This is a genomic window from Ancylobacter koreensis (assembly GCF_023016525.1).
Classification (GTDB): Bacteria; Pseudomonadota; Alphaproteobacteria; order Rhizobiales; family Xanthobacteraceae; genus Ancylobacter; species Ancylobacter koreensis.
Genome location: NZ_JALKCG010000001.1, coordinates 1435145 through 1455401, shown reverse-complemented (window position 1 = coordinate 1455401; position 20257 = coordinate 1435145). Strand labels below are relative to the sequence as shown.

Here is a 20257-nt window from a genome sequence, read left to right as displayed (position 1 = left end):
TTTGTTTCGACGCAAATGTTCGCATCTGCACATGAACTGCGTACAAACCACCGCACTGCACCATAGCGCCATCGACGACGACTTCCGCACCATCAGTATTCGCTGGGAGCGCATGCCCTTCCGGAACCGGCCGGCGGGTCCGGCACGGGACCAGCCTTCCCCGGCCTAGCGCCGCGTCGGCGGGCCTCAAAGGCCGCCGTGCGAACTGGATATAGCGCGTGAAGAAGTGCACTATCCCGCCACACGACGCAGGTGCGGGACGGGAAGCGAGACAGCCTCAGTGGACGAGCCGCGCAGCTTTGGCGTCGATCTCGCGGCCCTGCGCAGCGGGCTGGGCGTCGGCGAGTATGTTCCCTCCAGCCAGGTGGCGCCCGGCCTGTCGGACCTGCTGCGCGCACGCGAGCACGGCTACCGGCGCGTCGACGCCCACACGCTGCTTCATCTCATGAACTTCGAGATCGACGGCGCCTATGCGCTCGCGCTGACGCGGCCCGATCTCGTCTGCATGCAGGCCATCGTGGCGGGCAGCTACGACCGCTGGATCGGCCCGCGCATGGATCTCGTGCCGCCGCAGATCCTGCAGATCAGCAATGCCCCGCGCTCCACCGCCCACACGCAGGCCGGCCATAGGCTGCGCGGCGTGCTCGTCATCTGCGAACGCGAGCATCTGCTGCGGCATTACGGGCTCAACCTCGCCACCGTGCCCGAACTCTACCGCCCGATCTTCCTGTCGCGCGAGGGCTCGCCGGAGGTGCTGCAACTGCCGCTGCCGGCGAGTGCTCTCGGCCTCGTCGACCAGATGCTTGCCTGCAAATACCCGGAGCCGCTGCGCGGCATCTTCCTCGGCGTGAAGACGGTGGAGTTCATCTGCGAGGTCGCCGCCCAGCTCCACCGGCCGCAGCGCCCGGCCGCGCCGCGCGCCCTCGCCGGCCACGCCAAGCGCCATGCGGTGGAAGCGGCGGCCGAGATCTATCGCCGCGAGTTCGCCGACCCGCCCAGCATCGAGCAGCTCGCCCTGCGCGTCGGCCTCAACCGCAACGAGCTTACCGCCGGCTTCCGCAGCGCCTACGGCCTCACCCCGCATGCCTATGCGCAGATGCTGCGGATGGAGCGCGCGCGGGAGCTTCTGGGCGAGGGTAGCCTCTCCATCAGCGAGGTCGCGCGCCGCGTCGGCTATGAGGGCTATTCAAGTTTCGCGCGTGCCTTCCACGGCCATTTCGGCCGCCCGCCCGCGCTGGCGCGGAAGGCGGCGCCCGAGCCAGCCGACGAATAGGGCTCAGCCGAGCGGCCGACCGGCGGTCTCCGGCATGCGCCAAATGACCGCGAAGCTGACCGCCGCGGCGAGCATGACATAGCCGGCCGGTGCCAGCGGGCTGCCCAGCGTGTCGCTCAGCCAGACCGCGACGAAGGGCGCGAAGCCGCCGAAGATCGCCGTCGCCAGCGCATAGGCGACGGCGGACCAGCGCGAGCGGTCGCCGGTCGCAAAAAGCTCGGCCACCGCCGCCGGGCAGGCGCCGGAATAGAGCGCGATGGCCCCCGCCAGCAGGAGCTGGCCGCCGATCACCAGCGGCAGGCCGCCGACCGTCTCCACGCTCCACAGCACCGGCACCACCGCCGCCAGCACGGCGAGGCACGAGGCCATGAGGAAGGGGCGCCGCCCGTAGCGGTCCGACAGGTGCCCGACCAGCGGCACGATGAGCACGATGGCCGCCGTCGCCAGCGTATTCGACCAGACGGCCTGCGCGGTGCCGAGCCCGCCATGGCGCTGCGCGAACAGCGGGAAGTAGACGAGGAAGATGTAGTAGCAGACGGTCCAGTGCAGGGTGAGGCCGATGACCGTCAGCCCCGGCCGCCGCACCCGCTGGAGCAGGGGCGCCGCGCGGGCGGGGGGCGCCCCGCCGCTCAGGAAGACCGGGGTCTCGTCGATGCCCGAGCGCAGCCACAGCGCGACGAGGCCGAGCGTGCCGCCGATCAGGAAGGGCACGCGCCAGCCCCATGCCGCCATCGCTTCCGGCGTCAGCGTGCCGGCGAGAAAGGCGGTGAGCGCGCTCGCCAGCATGCTGCCGAGCGCCACCGTCACCGAGAGGAAGCTGGCGGAAAAGCCGCGCCGGCCCTGCGGGGCCGTCTCCAGCAGGAAGGCATTGGCGACGCCCCATTCGCCGCCGGCCGAGAAGCCCTGCACCATGCGGGCGGCGAGCAGCAGCAGCGGCGCGAGCAAGCCCAGCCGCTCATAGCCGGGCAGCAGGCCGATAGTCAGCGTTCCCGCCGCCATCAGCGCCGCCGCCAGCAGCAGCGCCGGCTTGCGCCCACGCCCGTCGCCCAGCCCGCCGAGCACCAGCGCGCCCAGCGGGCGCATGACGAAGCTGATGCCGAATACCGCCAGCGTCGCCAGCAGCGCGGCCTGCGTGCCGTCCTGCGGGAAGAAGACGCGCGAGATGTGGATCGCCAGCATCCCGTAGATGATGAAGTCGTACCATTCCAGCACGTTGCACAGCAGGACGCCGGCAAGGGCGCGGCGGCGGCGCGGCGTCATCGGGCCGACGCCATCGGGGCCGCGCGGGAGCACAGGGCGGAAAGGGCTGCCATCGGTCTCCGGCCGGTCGTGAGATACCCCGCAACGGACCACAGCCCGCCGGCCGGCACAAGCGGGCGCTCAGCCCGCCAGCGCCGCCTCCACCGCCGCGCCGATGGCGAGCAGCTTCATGTCCTGCCCGCGGCCGCCGATGAGCTGAAGGCCGATCGGCAACCCGTTCGCCCCCGCCAGAACCGGCAGCGACAGGCAGGGCATGTGCAGCGCGGTCCAGGCGCTGTTCATCAGCGGCAGTCCCGTCGACCCGAGGCCGGCAGGCGCCTCGCCGGTGGCGGCGAGGCTTATGATGGCGTCGAACGCGCCGAACAGCTCCGTGAAGGCGGCGCGCTGGCGCTCCACCATGCCCAGAGCCGCGCGGTAATCGGTAACGCTCCAGCGCCCGGCGCGCGCGATGCGCTCGACCAGCGTCGGGTCTATGAGGCCACCGCCGGCCGCCGCGTTCGCCGCCATGTCGGGCGCCAGCGCGCGGTGGGCCTCGTAGTCGTGGATGGTGTTGGCGGTGCCGTCCATCGCCGAAAAGCCCTCTGGCAGCGGCGCCTCGGCAATGTCGAAGCCTCTGTCCCGCAGCTCGGCGACGCGGGCCTCGATGGCGGCCTGCGCATCCGGCGTGGCGCGATCCCAGTTCGGCGCGCGGGCGAAGAGCAGGCGCGGGGCACGGACCGGCGGCGCCGCGTCGTCGGGCACCAGGGCCTCGTAGACCCGGCGCGTCACGCCGACATCGGCGGCGAGGAAGCCCACCGTGTCGAGCGAGGCGGCGAGCCCCTTCATGCCGGCCAGCGGGAACCAGTTATGCGTCGGCTTGAAGCCGACCACGCCGCAATAGGAGGCCGGCCGCAGGATCGAGCCCAGCGTCTGCGTACCCAGCGCGATGGGCACCAGCCCGGCCGCCACCGCCGCCGCCGAACCGGCCGAGGAGCCGCCCGGCGTGTGCCCGGGCGCGCGCGGGTTCAGCGTCGCGGTCGGAGGATGGGTGGCGAATTCGGTCGTCGTGGTCTTGCCGACGATGAAGGCGCCCGCCTGCCTCAGCGCGGTGACGATGGCCGCGTCCATCGCCGGCCGGTGTCCGGCATAGAGCCGCGAGCCGTAACCGGTCGGCAGATCGGCGGTGTCGATGATGTCCTTCACCGCCACCGGCAGCCCGGCGAGTGGCAGGCGAGCCAGCGCGGCAGCCTCCCCCTCGCCCGGCGGTTCGGAAAAAGCGGTGAAGGCGCCCAGCGCGGCGTCGCGCGCGCGCAGTTCCGCGAGAAGGCTCGCGGCGGAGAGATGGGACATTCAGGCCGCCGTGCGGATGATGACGCGGATGGGGGTCGGGTTGTAGGCGTTGCAGGGGTTGTGCATCTGCGGGCAGTTGGAGATCACCGCCAGCACGTCGTTCTCCGCGCGCAGGTCGACATAGCCGCCGGGCGGCGAGATGTCGGCGGCGATGCCGGCGCTGCCGTCGTCGAGGATCGGCACCTGCATGAAGAAGTTGACGTTGGAGACGATGGCGCTGCGGTCCATGCCGTGCTTGCCGAGCTCGCTCAGGAAGTTCGAGTAGCAGCTCTCGGTCGTCTTCACGCCGTAGCGCAGGAAATTGTTGGCGTTGCTGCAGCAGCCATACACTGTGTCGTGCCGGCCCAGCGTGTCTTCGACCACGGTGAACAGCGCGACGCCGGCGTCGGTGTAGAGCACCGTTCCCTTGCCGACATAGGAATTGCCCTGCACCTTGATGGTGTTCATCGAGCTGTAGCGGTCGCCGGGGTCGGCGGCGTTGTAGCAGAGGAAGTCGACCGCCTGCTGGCCTTCGAGGTCGATGATGCGCAGCACCTCGCCGGCCTTCACCACATGGCTCCAGGGCTGGCGCGGCGGGATGACGAAATCGTAGATCACGCCGTCCAGCCCTTCGGCCGCGGCCGGTGTCGTCGTCTCGTTCATGCTTTCCTCCTCGACTGACTTACGCGCTCACGTAGCGCTGCAGGAACTGGCGCGCCCGCTCGGTCTTCGGCCGGCCGAAGAAGACCTCCGGCTCGCCCTCCTCGACGATGCGCCCGGCATCCATCAGCACCACCTTGTCGGCCGTCTCGCGGGCGAAGCCCATTTCGTGGGTGACCACCAGCATGGTGCTTCCGCCCTGCGAGAGCGTCTTCATCACGGCGATCACCTCGCCGACCAGCTCGGGGTCGAGCGCCGAGGTCGGCTCGTCGAACAGCAGCAGCTCGGGCTTCATCGCCAACGCGCGGGCGATGCCGACGCGCTGCTTCTGCCCGCCGGAAAGCCGGCTCGGGAAAGCGTCGCGCTTGTCGGAGAGGCCGACATTCTCCAACAGAGCCTCGGCCTCGGCGATCACCTCGTCGCGGCGGCGCTTCTGCACATGGATCGGCGCCTCGATGATGTTCTGCAGCACGCTCATATGCGGCCAGAGATTGAAGTGCTGGAACACGGTGCCCATGCGCATGCGAAGGCGCGCCAGCTCCCCATTGCCCATCGGCACCACGCCGCCCTTGCGGATGCCCATGCGCTCGCCGGAGAGGTAGATGGCGCCCTGGTCGGGGGTCTCCAGCCAGTTGACGCAGCGCAGCAGCGTCGACTTGCCCGAACCGCTCGGCCCCAGCAGGCAGACGGTCTGCCCGCGCGCGACGCTGAGCGACACGCCGTCGAGCACGATGCGGTCGCCGAAGGTCTTGGTCAGCCCGCTGATCTCCAGCACCGGCGGGTCGCGGGTCTCGGTGGCAGCCTCGGTCATCAGCGACGCTTCTCCGCGATACGTTCGACGACGAACACCCCAAGCTCCACCACCATGCACAGCGCCCAGTACAGCAGCACTGCCGAGAGGAAGGTCGCGAAGGGAATGAAATACTGCGCCTGGATGCTGTTGGCGGCGTGGGTCAGCTCGGGCACGGCGATGATGGTGAGGAAGGCCGTGTCCTTGATGATCTGGATGAGCTGGTTGCCGATCATCGGCGCCGCCGCCAGGAAGATCTGCGGCATGACGATGCGCGCGACCAGCTTCCAGCCGTGGAAGCCGAAGGCGATGCCCGCCTCGATGGTCTCGCGCTCCAGCCGGCTCCAGATGCCCCGGATGATCTCGGCCATGTAGGCCGTGTTGTAGATCACGATGGCGACGAGGCCGGCCGTCCAGCTGTCGAAGCGCAGACCCAGGCGCGGCAGCCCGTAATAGACGAGATAGACCAGCATCAGGAACGGCACGCAGCGCATCAGGTCCACGAGGCCGCGGCTGGTGAGGCGCACCGCCCGGTTCGAGGCCATCAGCGCGATCGCCACCAGCGCGCCGAACACCAGCGCCAGCGTCGCGCCGACGAGGCTGAGGATAACCGTGTTGGTCAGCCCGTCGAGCAGCCGGTCGGCATTCTGCCAGATGAGCGAGACGTCGCGTATCATCGGGCGCCTCCCGCCTGGCCGTAGAGGCGCTCGGTGAGGCGCTGGATGCCGACGAAGACGAGCACCAGCACGACATAGATGCCCGTCGCCACCAGCATGGGCGGCAGCGGATCATAGGTCTGCGCGCCGATGCGGATGGCCGCGCGGGTGATCTCCGCCACGCCGATCACGGCGATGGCGGTGCTCGACTTGATGAGCAGCGTCATCTCGTTGACGAGCGCGGGCAGGCAGGTGCGCCAGAGCTGGGGGAAGATGATGCGGCGGAAGATGAGAGTGCCGCTCATGCCGAAGGTGCGCGCCGCCTCCACCTGCTCGCGCGGGAAGCTGGTGAGCCCGGAGCGCCAGATTTCGCAGTTGAACGCCGCCGTGTTGAGCGCCAGCGTGGCTATCGCCGCCGAGAGCGCGTCGATCTCGATGCCGATCACCGGCAGGGCGAAGAAGATCAGCAGGCACAGCGTGACCGCCGGGGTCGAGCGCAGCAGGCTGACATAGACGGTGGTGAGCGGCGCGAGCAACGGCACGCGCCGCCAGCGCAGCAGCGCCAGCACGAGACCGAACGGCACGCCGAGCGCGATCCCGGCCATCGAGACCGAGACCGTCACACCGGCGCCGTGCAGCAGGGAGAGGAATGCGTTGAATGTCACGTGCGGGCATCCGCCGGCCGCGCGAGGCGGCCGGCCTGAGGTACATCAGGGCTCGAAGTGGACGGGCAGGTCCGGGAAGGACTGGCCGAACCATTTCTCCTGAAGCTTCGCCAGATTGCCGTTCTTCTTCTGCTCGGCAAGGAAGGCGTTCATCAGCTCGACGAGGCCGTCATTGCCCTTCTTGATGGCCCAGGCCGGCACGGTGCGGCCGGAGACCGGCTGGCCGAGCGCGAAGACGTCGGGCTTGTCCTTCACCAGCGAGCGCAGGTTGATGATCGTGTTGATCACATAGTCGATGCGGCCCAGCGCGAGGTCCTGATAGGCCTCGGGATAGGAGCCGTACTGGGTCACCTCGCCGAGCTTGCCGCCGGTCTTGTCCAGCATGGCCTGCAGCTCGGGCAGCTTTTCGAGCTGCGCGCTGCCGGTCTGTACGCCGACCTTCTTGCCGGACAGGTCCTTGATCTCCTTGATCGAGGTGTCGTCCTTGCGGGTGACGTAGTAATGCGTGGCGTCGGCGATCGGCGTGGTGAAGGCGAGCGAGGCCATGCGCGGCTTGGTGATGATCACCGCCGTCAGCGCCATGTCGTACTTGCCGCTGGCGACGCCGGCGAGGATGCCGGACCAGGGGATGATCTCCTGCCGGATCTCGAAGGGCACGAACTTGCGCAGCTCGACCAGCAGCTCGTTGTCGAAGCCGGTCGGCTTGCCGTCCTCAAGGAACTCGAACGGCTTGTAGTCGTCCTCGGTGGCCACGACCATGTAGCCGCGCGCCTTGATCTCCTCGAGCGTGGCCGCGCGGGCCGCGTGGGTGCCGAGCGCCGCGCCGGCGGCCGTCAGGGCCAGCGCCGCGAGCAGCGAGCGACGGGCCAAATGCATGAAACCGGTCATCCGTACCTCCTGTTGCGGGCGGGTGGGGTCGGGCCGCCTGCGTAGCTGTAAATGAATGCAAGCCTCGTGCCTTGTGGTCACATGCTGGTTCCTGAATTAAATCATTTGCGTGCCGGGTCAGTACTGACGCACGCGATTCACGCGATTTACCAAAGGCTTGCCGGCGAGGAGCCGCGTCACATTGCCGAAGACGAGATCGAGCGTCTTGGGCGTGAAGCGCTCGGTGTCGTCCGAGGCGCAGTGCGGCGTCATGATGAGGTTCGGCGTGCGCCACAGCGGCGACGAAGCCGGCAGCGGCTCGGGGTCGAACACGTCGAGGATCGCGCTGAGCCGGCCCTTCTCCAGCTCGGCCCGCAGCGCGTCATAGTCGACCAGATGGGCGCGGCTGTAGTTCACCAGCCCGGCGCCGTCCTTCATCAGGGCGAGCTCGGCGGCACCGATGAGATGCGTCGTCTCGTCCGTGTGCGGGGCGCTCACCAGCACGAAATCGGCGCGCGGCAGCAGCGCGTGCAGCGCGTCCGGCGTGTGCATCTCGTGCACATGGGCGTGGCGCCGGCCGCTGCGGCGTATGCCGATTACATTCAGCCCGAAACGCTTGGCCCAGCGCGCCGCTCCGGCACCGATATGGCCGACGCCGATCACCAGCACGGTCTTGCCGACGATGGAGGAGGAGAACACCTGCTCCCAGCGCGCGGCGCGCTGGTGGGTGGCGCTTTCGGGCAGCCGGTTGTTGAGCATGAGCAGCGCCATGATCGTGTATTCATCGGCCTTTTCGGCGTGAACCCCCCGGCTGTTGGTGAGCACGGCGCGCTTCGGCAGCCAGTCGAGCGGCAGCAGGTGGTTGATGCCCGCCCCATGCGCGTGGACCCAGCGCAGGCGCGGCGCGCCGCCGCCGGCGATCAGCGCGCGGTCGAAATTCCAGCCGAACAGGATGTCGGCGGTCTGCATCGCCTCGGCATAGCCCTCGCCGTCCAGTCCGATGGTGATGCGCAGCCGCTCGCGCAGTTCCGGACGCTTGGCGAGCGCGGCCTCGACGCGCTCGGGCGTGGCCTGGAAGACCGGGCCGAGGGCGGCGTGGTTTTCGAAGTGGAGATGCAGCGGCTCGGACATGGGGAATCCTTCGCGCGGGCGGCGGGCGCCTGCGTGGCTAGATGGTCACGGGGATGATGCGCGGCGGCCCGCGCCCGGCACGCCGGAGGGCGCGCGAAGGCCACGCGGGCGAGTGCCGCGCCCCATCTCATCAGCAAGGAGGATGCCAGCGCGGCGGCGCGCAGGCGGGCGCGGTCAGCCGCGCAGCTTCTCCACCACCGCCCGGGCGGTGCGGGAATTGTGTTCTTTCAAGCGTTTGGAGAGTTCGGCGCCGTCGCGCTGGCGCAGCGCCTCCATGATCCAGTCATGCTCGCGCGCCGACTCGCTCCAGCGGTTCCGGTCGTCGTTCACGAGATAGCGGGCGCGCTGCAGCTTGCCGAAGAGCTGGTTGTAGGTCGCCGACAGCACGACATTGCCGCCGAGCGCGATCATCGACTGGTGGAAGGCGACGTTGAGCTCGAAATAGCTGTTGCGGTCGGTGGCGTCGCGCCGGCTGCTCATCTCATCCTTGATGGCGTCGAGCCGCGCGATGTCGACATTCGAGACCCGGTCGCAGATCAGCGGCCCCGCCATCTCCTCCAGCGCGCCGAGCACCGCGAAGGTCTGCGAGATTTCCTCGATGGAGATCGGCGCCACCGACGAGCCGCGATGCGGGCGCATCTCCACCAGCCCTTCGGAGGCCAGGATCTTCAGCGCCTCGCGCAGCGGGGTACGCGAGACGCCGAACTTCTCGACCAACGTGTGCTCGGTAAATCGCTCACCCGGGGCAAGTTCGCAGCGGATGATCATCTGGCGGAGACGGCCGACGACGTCGTCGTGCAACGGAGAACGCTCGGCAGTGCCGGCCCGGCCAGGCTCCTTGCGGTTCGGAAGCGTCGTCATCGACGATATAACCTCGGCTGGCGGGGTGGCTGCTCGAATCTCCGGCAGGAAAATACATGGCGGAACCGTTTCGTCCACCATCTCCGCCACTCGCCTGCCTTCGGGCAATTTCGCGTGCGTAACTTTTGAACAGAATTCGATTATCTGCATATGAATTCAACATCCATAGATCGCATACAATCTTGACGGTCGCGCCGCGCGGCGGCTAAGCCTTGGGGGGTGACATGGCCCGTCCGCACGTCCTGCGGGTCCGGCCGCCCCGAGCAGCGAGACGATCGTGACAGCAGCCCCTCCCCCGGTGCCCCTCGCGCGGCTCGGCATGCTCACCCCCTCCTCGAACACCGCGCTGGAGCCGCTGACGGCGGCCATGCTGGCGGGGCTCGACGGGGTGAGCGCGCATTTCTCCCGCTTCCGCGTCACCGAGATCGCCCTGTCGCCGACCGCGCTCGGTCAGTTCGCCCCCGAAGGCATCCTCGCCGCCGCCGAGCTGCTGGCGGATGCGCGCGTCGACGTCATCGGCTGGAACGGCACCTCCGCCGCCTGGCTCGGCTTCGAGCGCGACGAGGCGCTGTGCGATGCCATCGCCGCGCGCACCGGGATTCCCGCCTGCACGGCGGTGCTCGCCTTCCGCGAGCTGTTCCGGCTTGGCGGCTTCGCCCGCATCGGGCTGGTGACGCCCTACAGCACCGACGTGCAGGCGCGGATACAGGCGAACTGGCAGACCGCCGGGCTGCCTTGCGTGGCGGAGCGCCATCTCGGGCTTAGCGACAATTATTCCTTCGCCGAGGTTGGCGAGGAGGAGATCGCCCGCATGGTGCGCGAGGTCGCCCGCGAGGGCTGCGACGTCGCCGCCATCGTCTGCACCAATCTCAAAGGTTCGGCGCTCGCGCCCCGGCTGGAGCGTGAGCTCGGCATCGTGGTGCTGGACTCCATCTCGGTCACGCTATGGAAATGCCTGATGCTGGCGAGCCGCGATCCGGCGATGCTGCGCGCCTGGGGTGGCCCCTTCGCGCTGGAGCCGACCATGAGCGGGGCGGCCATGAGCGGGGCGGCCCTGAGCGGGGCGGCGCTGCCGTGAATTCCGGGTGCCGTCGCCGGGGCGGCGACATTCCGCACGCGATTCGGGAGCGGAGCGATGGGACGCGTTGAGGGCAGGCTCGCTTTGGTGACGGGCGCGGGGCGGCGCGAGAGCATCGGCCGGGCCATCGCCATCTGTCTGGCGGAAGAGGGCGCCGATGTCGCGGTCGCCGACTTCAACCGGCCCGATGAGACGATGGAGGTGGTGCGCGAGATCGAGCGTCTGGGCCGGCGCGCCTTCCCCGTGGCGGGCGATGTCAGCGTCGTCGCCGACTGCCGGCGCATCGTGGCGGAGGCGGCGCGGGCGCTGGGCGGCCTCGACCTGCTGGTCAACAATGCCGGCTATTCCCGCCACAAGCCCCTCGCCGATATCTCCGAGGCCGATTACGACGAGATGCTGCACGTCAATCTGCGCGGGCCGTTCTTCCTGGCGCAGGCGTCGATCCCGCATCTGCGGGCGCGCGGCGGCGGGCGCATCGTCAACATCGCCTCCGAGCAGGCCTATATCGGCGATCCGACCCTGCCGCACTACGCCGCCGCCAAGGCGGGGCTGATGGCGATGTCGAAATCGCTCGCGCTGGCGCTCGCCCCCGACATAACGGTGAACTGCGTGGCGCCGGGGCCGACCGCCACCGGCCGCTTCCGCGCCGGGCCGGAATATACCGAGGCGGTGCGCGAAAGAATTCCGCTCAAGCGCTGGGGCCAACCGCGCGATGTCGGCCGCTCCGTGGTGTTCCTCGCCTCGGCGGACGGCGACGCCTTCACCGGGCAGGTGCTCGACCCCAATTGCGGAACCGTGATGCCGTGACGGGTCGACCGGCGCCGCCGGTTACTCCGCCGGGTTGGTGTGCACGAGTCCGGGCGCGATCTCGGCATGGGCGGTGTGGTGCACCCGCCCGATCAGCGAATAGACCGTCGGCACCACGAACAGGGTGAGCAGCGTGCCGAGCGACATGCCGCCGACGATGACCCAGCCGATCTGCGAGCGGCTCTCCGCGCCGGCGCCGTCGGCGAAGGCGAGCGGCACCGCGCCGAGCACCATGGCGCCCGTGGTCATCAGGATCGGCCGCAGGCGCAGCACCGCCGCCTCCACCACCGCCGCGCGCCGGTCGAGCCCGGCCTCCTGCTGCTGGTTGGCGAATTCGACGATCAGGATGCCGTGCTTGGTGATGAGGCCCACCAGCGTGACGAGGCCGATCTGGGAATAGACGTTGAGCGAGCCGCCGGCGAAATAAAGCGCGGCGAGCGCGCCGGTCATCGACAGCGGCACGGTGAGCATGATGATCACCGGATCGCGGAAGCTCTCGAACTGCGCCGCCAGCACCAGATAGATGAAGCCGAGCGCCAGCAGGAACACCACGACGAGGCTCTGGCCGGCGGCGCGGAATTCGCGGCTCTGGCCGGCGACGTCGGTCTGCACCGTCTGCGGCAGCACCTCGCGCGCCACCTGGTCGAGATGGGCGAGCGCCTCGCCCTGCGAGAAGCCGGGCGCCAGATTGGCCGAGATGGTGGCGGCGCGAAGCTGGTTGAAGCGCTTGAGCTCCTGCGGTGCCACGCTCTCGCGCACCGTGACGAGGTTGGAGAGCTGCACCATCTCCCCGCTCGCCGCGCGCAAATAGATGGTGTCGAGCGTCGCCGGCGAGGAGCGGTCGCGCGCGTCGAGCTGGACATAGACGTCGTACTGCTCGCCCGCCACCTCGAAGCGCGTCACCTGCCGTCCGCCCAGCAGGCTTTCCAGCGTGCGGCCGAGCACGGCGACGTCGATGCCCAGATCGGCCGCCTTGGCGCGGTCGACCGCGACGGAGATTTCCGGCTTGTTCAGCTTGAGGTCGCTGTCGATGCTGACGAGGCCGGGATAGTCGCGGATGCGCTCCAGGAAGCGGTCGACATATTCGTCGAGCTGCTCATAGGTGCCCGAGGTCTGGATGACGAACTCAATGGGCCGCGAATTGTTGGAGGCGCCGAGAGAGGGGGGATTGTTGGCATAGGCGTTGAGGCCGGCGATGCGGCGTAGCTGCGGCGTCAGCTCGGCAACCAGTTGCTGCTGGCGCTTGTCGCGCTCGTCCCAGTCCTTCAGCCGGCCGATCACCAGGAAGCGGTGCACTTCCGGGAAGCCGTTGATGATGAGGACGCTGTCGACCTCCGGCTCCTTGGAGACGACGGAATCGATCTGGTTGGTGTAGCGGGAGGTGTAGGCCAGCGTGGAGCCTTCCGGCCCGCTGCCGGTGACGCGGATCATGCCGCGGTCCTCGACCGGCGACAGCTCGGAGGGCAGCGCGCGCAGGAAGTACGCGCTGCCGGCGGCCACCACCAGCGCCAGCACGATCACCACCGGGCGTGCCCGCAGGCTGGCCTGCAGCACGCGGCGATAGCCCTCCTCCAGCCCGCGCAGCCGCCGCTCGATGAAGGCGGAGAGCCGGCCCGGCTTGTCCTCGTGCTTGAGCAGGCGCGAGCACATCATCGGTGTCAGGCTGAGCGCGATGAAGCCGGAAATGATCACCGCTCCGGCCAGCGTCAGCGCGAATTCGAGGAAGAGGCGCCCCGTGCGGCCCGGCGCGAAGGCGACGGGCGCATAGACGGCGGCGAGCGTCATCGTCATGGCGACGACCGCGAAGCCGATCTCGCGCGCGCCCTTGATGGCGGCGGGGATCGGCTTCATGCCGTGCTCGATGTGGCGGAAGATGTTCTCCAGCACGACGATGGCATCGTCGACCACGAGGCCGATGGCGAGCACGAAGGCGAGCAGCGTCAGCGTGTTCACGCTGAAGCCGAGCGCGTACATGATCGCGAAGGTGGTGATCAGCGAGATCGGTATGGTGACGATCGGGATGATCGAGGCGCGCAGCGAGCGCAGGAACACCACGATCACCAGCACCACCAGCACCACCGCCTCGAAGATGGTGTGGAACACCGCCTTGATCGAGCGGTCGATGAAGATGGCGTTGTCGTTGCCGATGGTGGCGGTCATGCCCTCGGGCAGGCTTTCGTTCACCGCCGGCAGCACCGAGCGGGCGCCGGCCGAGACGTCGAGCGGGTTGGCCACGGCCTGCTTGATCAGGCCGACGATGATCGCCGCGCCGCCGTTGAAGCGGCTGGCGCGCCGCTCGTCGGCCGCGCCGAGTTCGACGCGGGCCACGTCGCTCATATGGACCTGCGCCCCGTCGGCGCGCTTGACCACGATCTGGTTGAACTGGTCGACCGAGGTCATGCCGGTGCGCGAGAGCACGGTGAACTCGCGGTCGGCGCTCTCGATGCGGCCGGACGGAATCTCGACATTCTGCGCGTTGAGCGCGTCCTCGATGTCCTGCACCGTCAGGGCATAGGCGGCGAGGCGCTCGCGGTCGATCCAGATGCGCATCGCATAGCGCCGCTCGCCAAAGATCTGCACGTCGGCGACGCCGGTGAGGTTCTTGAAGCGGTCGACCACGTAGCGGTCGATATAGTCGGACAGTTCCAGCCCCGTCATCTTGTCGGAGCGGAAGACGATGAACACCACCGGCTGGGCGTCGGCCTCGACCTTGGAGATGACCGGCTCGTCGATTTCGTCCGGCAGGCGCTGGCGCACGCGACTCACGCGGTCGCGCACGTCGCTGGCGGCGACGTCCGGGTTGATCTCCAGGCGGAAGCGCACGGTGATGCGGCTGGATTCCGAGCGGCTGGTCGATTCCAGCACGTCGATGCCTTCGATGCCGGCGATCGAGCCTTCCAGCACCTGCGTGACCTGGCTCTCGACGATGGAGGCCGAGGCGCCGGGATAGTTGGTGACGACCGAGACGACCGGCTCGTCGATATTGGGGTATTCGCGCACCGTCAGCCGGCTGAACGACACGATGCCGACGAGGATCAGCAGCAGGCTGAGCACCGTCGCGAAAACCGGACGGCGGATACAGAGTTCGGAAAGTCCCATGGACGCGGCCTCAGCCTTGCGGCGCCGGCGGCGCGGTCACGATTTCCACGGCGGCGCCGGGCTGGAGGCGCCCCTGCCCCGCGACGACGATGCTGGCGCCGACGGGCACGCCCTTCACCTCGACCTCGCCGTTCAGGCGCTGGCCGAGCTGAACTTTGGCCTGCCGTGCCTTGCCGTCGACGATCTGCCAGACGAGGCGGTCCTGGCCGCGCGGCACGATGGCGCTCTCCGGCACGAACACGGCGTCGCGGGTCTGCCGGCCCTTCACCACGACGCGGGCGAACAGGCCGGGGCGGAGCACCATCTCGTCATTGGGGAGGCGCGCCCGCACGCTGAGCGAGCGCCCGTTCACGTCGACCATGGGGTCGATGGCATAGATGGTGCCGGTGAAGGAGCGGCCGGGCAGCGCGTCCAGCGTCACCATGACGGTCTGGCCGGGCGTGATGGCGGCGAGCTGGGTTTCCGGCACCTTGAAGTCAAGCTTGAGGGTGTCGATCTTTTCCAGGTTCACCAGCTCGGTGCCGGTGGCGATATAGGCGCCGTTCGACACGGTGCGCAGGCCCACCACCCCGTCGAAGGGAGCGGTGATGGTGTGCTTGCCGATCTGCACCCGCTGGGAATTGAGCAGGGCGCGCGAGGTGTTGAGCTCGGCCTGCGCCTCGTCGAGGGCGCGCGCGGTGCCCGAGCCGGACTGCTGCAGGCGCTGGGCGCGGCTGTAATTGGCCTCGGCCAGGGCGAGCCTCGCCTCGTTCTCCTCCAGCGAGGCCTGCACCAGCGCGGGGTCGAGCTGCACCAGCACGTCGCCGGCCTTCACATGCTCGCCTTCGCGGAAGCGGATTTCCTGGATGCGGCCGGAGACCTCGGACGCCACCTTCACCGATTCGTCCGACTGCAGGGAGCCGATGGAGGAGATGTCGGTCGTCACCGTTACCTGGCGGGCCAGCGCCACCTCGACCGCGGTGGCGGGCGTCGCCTTCGGCTCGGCGGCGGCATTGGCCGTGCCGCGACCGCCCAGCAGCGCGCCGACGTCGACCCAGCCTTTCTGGTGTGCGAGGGCTCCCGCTCCCACGAGAAGTGCCGCAATCAGCCACACGCCGGTTCTGCGTCGCATCAGAGCCTCATCAAGCCGTGTCGGAAAAGGAAAAAATCCATGCTGCGACACAGCAGATATGAGAAAATCTTCCAACTTAATTATGCGTCATAATGCGTGCCGGGCGATCACAATCGCGCGGCGCGGGGTATCATACTCCAAATTGGCGGTGCCGCGCGAAGCCAATCCCGCCGGAGGCGCCGGCCGCGCGGCGGCCGGCCGGGACGGCCCGGATCAGCCGTTCTTCACCATCACGTGGCGCACGACCGTGTAGTCCTCCAGCGCATAGGCGCTGAGGTCCTTGCCGTAGCCGGACTGCTTGAGGCCGCCATGCGGCATCTCGCTGACCAGCATGAAGTGGCAGTTCACCCAGGTGCAGCCATATTGCAGCCGCGCGGCGGTCGCGAGGCCCTTCGACACGTCCTTGGTCCACACCGAGGAGGCGAGCCCGTAATCGCTGTCGTTCGCCCAGCTCACCGCCTCCTCCACATCCGAGAAGCGGGTGACGGACACGACGGGGCCGAACACCTCGCGGCGCACGATCTCGTCGGACTGCAGCGCACCGGCGACCACGGTCGGCTCGTAGAAGAAGCCCTTGCCGGAGCTGCCGCCGGCAAGCTTGCCGCCGGTGGCGATCTCGATGTGGTTGAGCTCGGTCGCGCGCTCGACGAAGGAGGCGACGCGGGCGCGCTGGCGGGCCGAGATGAGCGGGCCGATGTCGTTTTCGGAATCGTCCGCCTGCCCGAATTTGAGCCCCGAGACGGCGGAGGCGAGGTCGGCGACCAGCTTCTCGTAGACCTTGTCGCCGGCATAGATGCGGCAGGCGGCGGTGCAGTCCTGCCCGGCATTGTAATAGCCGAAGACCTTCACGCCCTCGACCACCGCCTCGATGTCGGCGTCGTCGAACACGATCACCGGCGCCTTGCCGCCGAGTTCGAGATGCGTGCGCTTCACTGTCCTGGCGGCGGCGGTCAGCACCTTCTTGCCGGTGGCGATGTCACCGGTCAGCGAGATCATCGCCACCTTCGGGTGGTTGATCAGCGCGTTGCCGACGCTCTCGCCGCGCCCCAGCACGACGTTGACGACGCCTTCCGGGAAGATGTCGGCGATCAGCTTCGCCAGCTTCAGCGTGGTCAGCGGCGTCTGCTCGGAAGGCTTGATCACCACCGTGTTGCCGCCGGCCAGCGCCGGGGCGAGCTTCCACGCCGCCATCATCAGCGGGTAGTTCCACGGCGCGATGGAGGCGACGACACCGATGGGATCGCGCCGGATCATCGAGGTATGGCCGGCCATGTACTCGCCCGCCACCATGCCGTGCTGGGTGCGCACGGCGCCGGCGAAGAAGCGGAAGCAGTCGACGACGCCCGGCAGTTCGTCGTTCAGCACCGCGTGGCGCGGCTTGCCGCAGTTCAGCGCCTCCAGCGTGGCGAAGGATTCGGCCTCGGCCTCGATGCGGTCGGCGAGCTTCAGCAGCAGGTTGGAGCGCTCGCCCGGCGTGGTGCGCGACCAGCTCGAAAACGCCTTCTCCGCCGCGTTCACCGCCGCGTCGACCTGATCGGGCGACGCCTCGGGCAGCTCGACCAGCGTCTCCTCGGTCTTCGGGTTCAGCACCGTCTCGGGGGTCTCGGTGCCGGCGACGAAGGCCGAGCCGATCAGCATCTGCGTATCGGAAAGGGCAGTGTTCCCGTCGGAGGGGGCAGTCATGGGGCGTCTCCTATTTTCCGCTTCCGGCCACCGCCTCGCCCTCGCGGGTGAGGTAGTAGGCGGCGAGGATGGGCAGGAAGGTCACGAGGATCACGAGAACGGCGACCACATTGGTGACGGGCCGCTGCCGTGGGCGGATGAGTTCGGACAGCATCCAGATCGGCAAAGTGGACTGCTGGCCGGCGGTGAAGGTGGTGACGATCACCTCGTCGAAGCTGAGCGCGAAGGCCAGCATGCCGCCCGCCAGCAGCGCCGTGCCGATGTTCGGCAGCACCACGAGGCGGAAGGTCTGGAAGGCGTCGGCGCCGAGGTCCATGGAGGCCTCGATCAGCGAGGGCGACAGCCGGCGCAGCCGCGCCACCGCGTTGTTGTAGACGACGACAATGCAGAAGGTGGCGTGGCCGAGCACGATGGTGAACACCGAGAACGGGATCTCCATCATGCCGAAGGCCTGCCGCAGCGCGATGCCGGTGACGATGCCGGGCAGCGCGATGGGCAGCACGAAGAGCAGCGACACCGGCTCGCGGCCGAAGAAGCGCGCCCGCGCCAGCGCCCCGGCGGCCAGCGTGCCGAGCACGAGGGCGATGACGGTGGCGAGCGCCGCCACCTTCAGCGAAAGGCCCACCGCCGCCCAGATGTCGGCCCGCTCCCACACCACGCCGAACCATTTCAGCGTGAAGCCCGGCGGGGGAAAGGCATAGCTCTTCTCTTCCGTGGTGAAGCAGTAGAGCAGGATGAACAGCAGCGGCACGTGCAGGAAGGCGAGCCCGCCCAGCGCGGCGATCTTGAGGGAGAGCGGCGCGCGGGTCATGGAACGGGGCTCCCGTCGAGGCTGCCGAAGGGCACCTTCGGTGCATCTTCCCCTGGGTCCCGGATCGGCGCTGCGCGGCGCGCAGCTTGTCCGGGAAACGGCGAGGCATTCGTGTCCCGAACAAGCGACGCCGCAGGCGGAGCGCCGATCCGGGACCCAGCGAAGACTCTCCAGTCGAAACGCCCGATATCACAGCGCATCGAACGCCCCCGTCCTCTTCGCCACCGTGAGGAACACCGCCATGACGAGGATCGGCACCAGCGAGAAGGCCGCTGCCAGCGGGATGTTCCCGGCCGTGCCCTGCAGCGTGTAGACCGCCTGCCCGAGCACCAGGGCCGAAGTGCCGATGATCTGCGGCACGATGTAGTCGCCCAGCGTCAGCGAGAAGGTGAAGATGGCGCCCGCCACCACGCCCGGCATGGCGAGCGGCAGGATCACCGTGCGGAAGACGAGGCCGGGCGAAGCGCCGAGGTCCCCGGCCGCCTCGATGAGATGCGGCGGCACACGTTCCAGCGCCGCCTGCACCGGCAGGATCATGAAGGGCAGCCACAGATAGGTGAAGGTCAGCACCATGCCGGTATAGCTGACCGAGAGCGAAGGCCCGCCGACCAGCGGCAGGTCGAGCCACGCCTCCAGCGCGCCGCCGAGGCCGAGTCGGTCGGCGAACCAGCCGATGGCGCCCTCCTTGGCCAGCAGCAGCTTCCAGCCATAGACCTTGACGAGGTAGCTCGACCACAGCGGCATCATCACCGCGAGGTAGAAGGCCGCCTTCACCTTCGGCCCGGCATAGCGGGCGGCGTAATAGGCGATGGGAAAGGCGATGAGCGCGCAGAGCAGCGTGACGGCGGTCGCGATGCCGACGGTGCGCAGCACGATGTCGTAATTGGCCGGGCGGAACAGTTCGAGCAGCGTCGCCGTGGTCGGCTCGCGCACGATGGTGCCGGAAAACTCGTCGATGGAGAAGATCGACTGGCCGAGGAAGACGAACAGGCTGCCGAGATAGACGAGGCCGAGCCAGAGCAGCGGCGGCACGAGCAGCAGCAGCGTCAGCAGCCGGGTGTGGCGCGTGAGCACGTCGGAGAGGCGGCGCAGCGCCCCCTCGCGGGGCTCGGGAAGCTCGAAGGTGGCGAGGCTCATCCCTCGCCCTCCATCGGCACGAGGGCGGCGGCGGGCACGGCGAGCCGGACCGTTGCGCCGGCGATGACACCGGCAGCGGATGCGGGCACGGCGGCGGCAAGCGTGAGCCCCGGCTCCGTCACCGCCGTCACCCGGCGCACCGGGCCCTGATAGGACACGTCGATCACCCGCGCCTCGATCACGGCGACCCCCTCCGGCGCGGGAGCGCCATGGGCGAGCAATGCGATCTTCTCCGGTCGCAGGCTGGAGGGACGGGCGGCGCCGCCGAGAGACGCCGCCTGCGCCGCCTCCAGCACATTGGCGGAACCGACGAAGCGGGCAACGAAGCGCGTCGCCGGCCGCTCATAGACCTCCTCCGGCGGGCCGACCTGGACGATGCGGCCCTCGTTGAACACGGCCACGCGGTCGGCCATGGAGAGCGCCTCGCCCTGGTCGTGGGTGACGAAGACGAAGGTGAGGCCGAGCGCGCGCTGCAGGCCCTTGAGCTCGGACTGCATCTCCTCGCGCAGCTTGAGGTCGAGCGCGCCGAGCGGCTCGTCGAGGAGGAGCACCTTGGGCCGCACGACCAGCGCGCGGGCGAGCGCGACGCGCTGGCGCTGGCCGCCGGAGAGCTGGGAGGGACGGCGCGTCTCGGTGCCGGCGAGCTTGACCATGGCCAGCGCCTCGCGGGCGAGCCGGTCGCGCTCGGCGCGGCCGACGCCGCGCACCTTCAGCCCATAGGCCACGTTGTCGCCGACCGAGAGGTGCGGAAACAGCGCGTAGTCCTGGAACACGGTGTTGACCGCCCGGCGATAGGGCGGCAGGCCCTCCACCGTCTCGCCGAAGATTTCGATATGGCCGGCATCGGGCTGCTCGAAGCCGGCGATCAGGCGCAGGCACGTCGTCTTTCCCGAACCGGAGGGGCCGAGCATGGCGAAGAACTCGCCCGGCGCGATGGCGAGATCGACGCCGTCCACCGCACGCACATGGCCGAAATGCCGCTCCACACCCTGGAAGCGGACGGCGGGGGTGGCGGTGGAGGTTTGAAGATGCATGAGGCGGCGGTCCGGCAAAAGGCGGT

At 69.0% G+C, this 20257-nt stretch carries 18 protein-coding genes; 3 read left to right on the top strand and 15 right to left on the bottom strand.

Going from position 1 to position 20257, the window contains the following annotated elements; translation table 11 throughout:
* Positions 1–280: 280 nt before the first annotated feature.
* Entirely contained in the window at positions 281–1273 is a 993-nt protein-coding gene (locus MWN33_RS06680; protein WP_247199641.1) for a helix-turn-helix domain-containing protein, read from the top strand.
* A gap of 3 nt (positions 1274–1276) precedes the next feature.
* Here the strand turns inward: MWN33_RS06680 and MWN33_RS06675 are convergent, their stop codons facing one another.
* The 9 genes from MWN33_RS06675 to MWN33_RS06635 form a co-directional block, all read right to left on the bottom strand.
* Positions 1277–2533 carry an MFS transporter gene (locus MWN33_RS06675; protein ID WP_247199640.1) on the bottom strand — a complete coding sequence of 419 codons (1257 nt, stop codon included), beginning with the start codon at positions 2531–2533 and terminating at the stop codon, positions 1277–1279.
* Between the two features lie 120 nt (positions 2534–2653).
* On the bottom strand, positions 2654–3862 hold the full coding sequence (locus MWN33_RS06670; protein WP_247199639.1) for an amidase: 1209 nt from the start codon (positions 3860–3862) through the stop codon (positions 2654–2656).
* Positions 3863–4504, bottom strand: coding sequence for a DUF1989 domain-containing protein (locus MWN33_RS06665; protein WP_247199638.1), 642 nt, complete (start codon positions 4502–4504; stop codon positions 3863–3865).
* 19 nt (positions 4505–4523) lie between these two features.
* Positions 4524–5312 (bottom strand): amino acid ABC transporter ATP-binding protein, encoded by a 789-nt coding sequence (locus MWN33_RS06660; protein ID WP_281493577.1) that lies wholly within the window; start codon positions 5310–5312, stop codon positions 4524–4526.
* The gene (locus MWN33_RS06655; RefSeq protein ID WP_247199637.1) at positions 5312–5968 is read right to left on the bottom strand and encodes an amino acid ABC transporter permease; all 657 of its coding nucleotides are present in this window, start codon (positions 5966–5968) and stop codon (positions 5312–5314) included. The genes MWN33_RS06660 and MWN33_RS06655 overlap by 1 nt, the downstream gene beginning before the upstream one ends.
* A complete protein-coding gene (locus MWN33_RS06650; protein WP_247199636.1) occupies positions 5965–6612 on the bottom strand; it encodes an amino acid ABC transporter permease in 648 nt (215 codons plus the stop codon). Before MWN33_RS06650 ends, MWN33_RS06655 begins: the two co-directional genes overlap by 4 nt.
* Before the next feature lie 45 nt (positions 6613–6657).
* Entirely contained in the window at positions 6658–7500 is an 843-nt protein-coding gene (locus MWN33_RS06645; protein ID WP_247199635.1) for a transporter substrate-binding domain-containing protein, read from the bottom strand.
* A 117-nt stretch (positions 7501–7617) separates the two neighbouring features.
* Positions 7618–8610 carry a D-2-hydroxyacid dehydrogenase gene (locus MWN33_RS06640; RefSeq protein WP_247199634.1) on the bottom strand — a complete coding sequence of 331 codons (993 nt, stop codon included), beginning with the start codon at positions 8608–8610 and terminating at the stop codon, positions 7618–7620.
* Between the two features lie 174 nt (positions 8611–8784).
* Complete coding sequence (locus MWN33_RS06635; protein ID WP_247199633.1) at positions 8785–9471, bottom strand: GntR family transcriptional regulator; 687 nt, start codon at positions 9469–9471, stop codon at positions 8785–8787.
* A gap of 319 nt (positions 9472–9790) precedes the next feature.
* On the opposite strand from MWN33_RS06635, the gene MWN33_RS06630 reads away from it, so the two are divergent.
* Together MWN33_RS06630 and MWN33_RS06625 are read left to right on the top strand one after the other, a co-directional pair.
* Complete coding sequence (locus MWN33_RS06630) at positions 9791–10549, top strand: maleate cis-trans isomerase family protein (RefSeq protein WP_247199808.1); 759 nt, start codon at positions 9791–9793, stop codon at positions 10547–10549.
* Positions 10550–10606: 57 nt separating this feature from the next.
* Positions 10607–11356: an SDR family NAD(P)-dependent oxidoreductase gene (locus tag MWN33_RS06625; RefSeq protein ID WP_247199631.1), complete on the top strand. Its 750-nt coding sequence runs from the start codon at positions 10607–10609 to the stop codon at positions 11354–11356.
* A gap of 21 nt (positions 11357–11377) precedes the next feature.
* On the opposite strand, the gene MWN33_RS06620 is transcribed toward MWN33_RS06625, so the two are convergent.
* From MWN33_RS06620 to MWN33_RS06595, 6 genes are all read right to left on the bottom strand, one after another.
* Complete coding sequence (locus tag MWN33_RS06620; protein WP_247199630.1) at positions 11378–14455, bottom strand: efflux RND transporter permease subunit; 3078 nt, start codon at positions 14453–14455, stop codon at positions 11378–11380.
* A 10-nt stretch (positions 14456–14465) separates the two neighbouring features.
* Positions 14466–15566 carry an efflux RND transporter periplasmic adaptor subunit gene (locus MWN33_RS06615; protein WP_247199629.1) on the bottom strand — a complete coding sequence of 367 codons (1101 nt, stop codon included), beginning with the start codon at positions 15564–15566 and terminating at the stop codon, positions 14466–14468.
* A gap of 213 nt (positions 15567–15779) precedes the next feature.
* A complete protein-coding gene (locus MWN33_RS06610; RefSeq protein WP_247199628.1) occupies positions 15780–17249 on the bottom strand; it encodes a gamma-aminobutyraldehyde dehydrogenase in 1470 nt (489 codons plus the stop codon).
* 10 nt (positions 17250–17259) lie between these two features.
* Positions 17260–18060, bottom strand: a complete 801-nt coding sequence (locus MWN33_RS06605; RefSeq protein WP_247199627.1) for an ABC transporter permease — start codon at positions 18058–18060, stop codon at positions 17260–17262.
* Positions 18061–18249: 189 nt separating this feature from the next.
* On the bottom strand, positions 18250–19197 hold the full coding sequence (locus tag MWN33_RS06600) for an ABC transporter permease (protein ID WP_247199626.1): 948 nt from the start codon (positions 19195–19197) through the stop codon (positions 18250–18252).
* Positions 19194–20231: an ABC transporter ATP-binding protein gene (locus tag MWN33_RS06595; protein WP_247199625.1), complete on the bottom strand. Its 1038-nt coding sequence runs from the start codon at positions 20229–20231 to the stop codon at positions 19194–19196. The genes MWN33_RS06600 and MWN33_RS06595 overlap by 4 nt, the downstream gene beginning before the upstream one ends.
* Between the last annotated feature and the right edge of the window lie 26 nt (positions 20232–20257).

Coding starts and splice junctions, on each gene's coding strand:
- MWN33_RS06675 (WP_247199640.1), bottom strand. CDS start 2,533: ATGACGCCGCGCCGCCGCCGCGCCCTTGCCGGCGTCCTGCTGTGCAAC.
- MWN33_RS06670 (WP_247199639.1), bottom strand. CDS start 3,862: ATGTCCCATCTCTCCGCCGCGAGCCTTCTCGCGGAACTGCGCGCGCGC.
- MWN33_RS06665 (WP_247199638.1), bottom strand. CDS start 4,504: ATGAACGAGACGACGACACCGGCCGCGGCCGAAGGGCTGGACGGCGTG.
- MWN33_RS06660 (WP_281493577.1), bottom strand. CDS start 5,312: ATGACCGAGGCTGCCACCGAGACCCGCGACCCGCCGGTGCTGGAGATC.
- MWN33_RS06655 (WP_247199637.1), bottom strand. CDS start 5,968: ATGATACGCGACGTCTCGCTCATCTGGCAGAATGCCGACCGGCTGCTC.
- MWN33_RS06645 (WP_247199635.1), bottom strand. CDS start 7,500: ATGACCGGTTTCATGCATTTGGCCCGTCGCTCGCTGCTCGCGGCGCTG.
- MWN33_RS06640 (WP_247199634.1), bottom strand. CDS start 8,610: ATGTCCGAGCCGCTGCATCTCCACTTCGAAAACCACGCCGCCCTCGGC.
- MWN33_RS06635 (WP_247199633.1), bottom strand. CDS start 9,471: ATGACGACGCTTCCGAACCGCAAGGAGCCTGGCCGGGCCGGCACTGCC.
- MWN33_RS06630 (WP_247199808.1), top strand. CDS start 9,791: ATGCTCACCCCCTCCTCGAACACCGCGCTGGAGCCGCTGACGGCGGCC.
- MWN33_RS06625 (WP_247199631.1), top strand. CDS start 10,607: ATGGGACGCGTTGAGGGCAGGCTCGCTTTGGTGACGGGCGCGGGGCGG.
- MWN33_RS06620 (WP_247199630.1), bottom strand. CDS start 14,455: ATGGGACTTTCCGAACTCTGTATCCGCCGTCCGGTTTTCGCGACGGTG.
- MWN33_RS06615 (WP_247199629.1), bottom strand. CDS start 15,566: ATGCGACGCAGAACCGGCGTGTGGCTGATTGCGGCACTTCTCGTGGGA.
- MWN33_RS06610 (WP_247199628.1), bottom strand. CDS start 17,249: ATGACTGCCCCCTCCGACGGGAACACTGCCCTTTCCGATACGCAGATG.
- MWN33_RS06605 (WP_247199627.1), bottom strand. CDS start 18,060: ATGACCCGCGCGCCGCTCTCCCTCAAGATCGCCGCGCTGGGCGGGCTC.
- MWN33_RS06600 (WP_247199626.1), bottom strand. CDS start 19,197: ATGAGCCTCGCCACCTTCGAGCTTCCCGAGCCCCGCGAGGGGGCGCTG.
- MWN33_RS06595 (WP_247199625.1), bottom strand. CDS start 20,231: ATGCATCTTCAAACCTCCACCGCCACCCCCGCCGTCCGCTTCCAGGGT.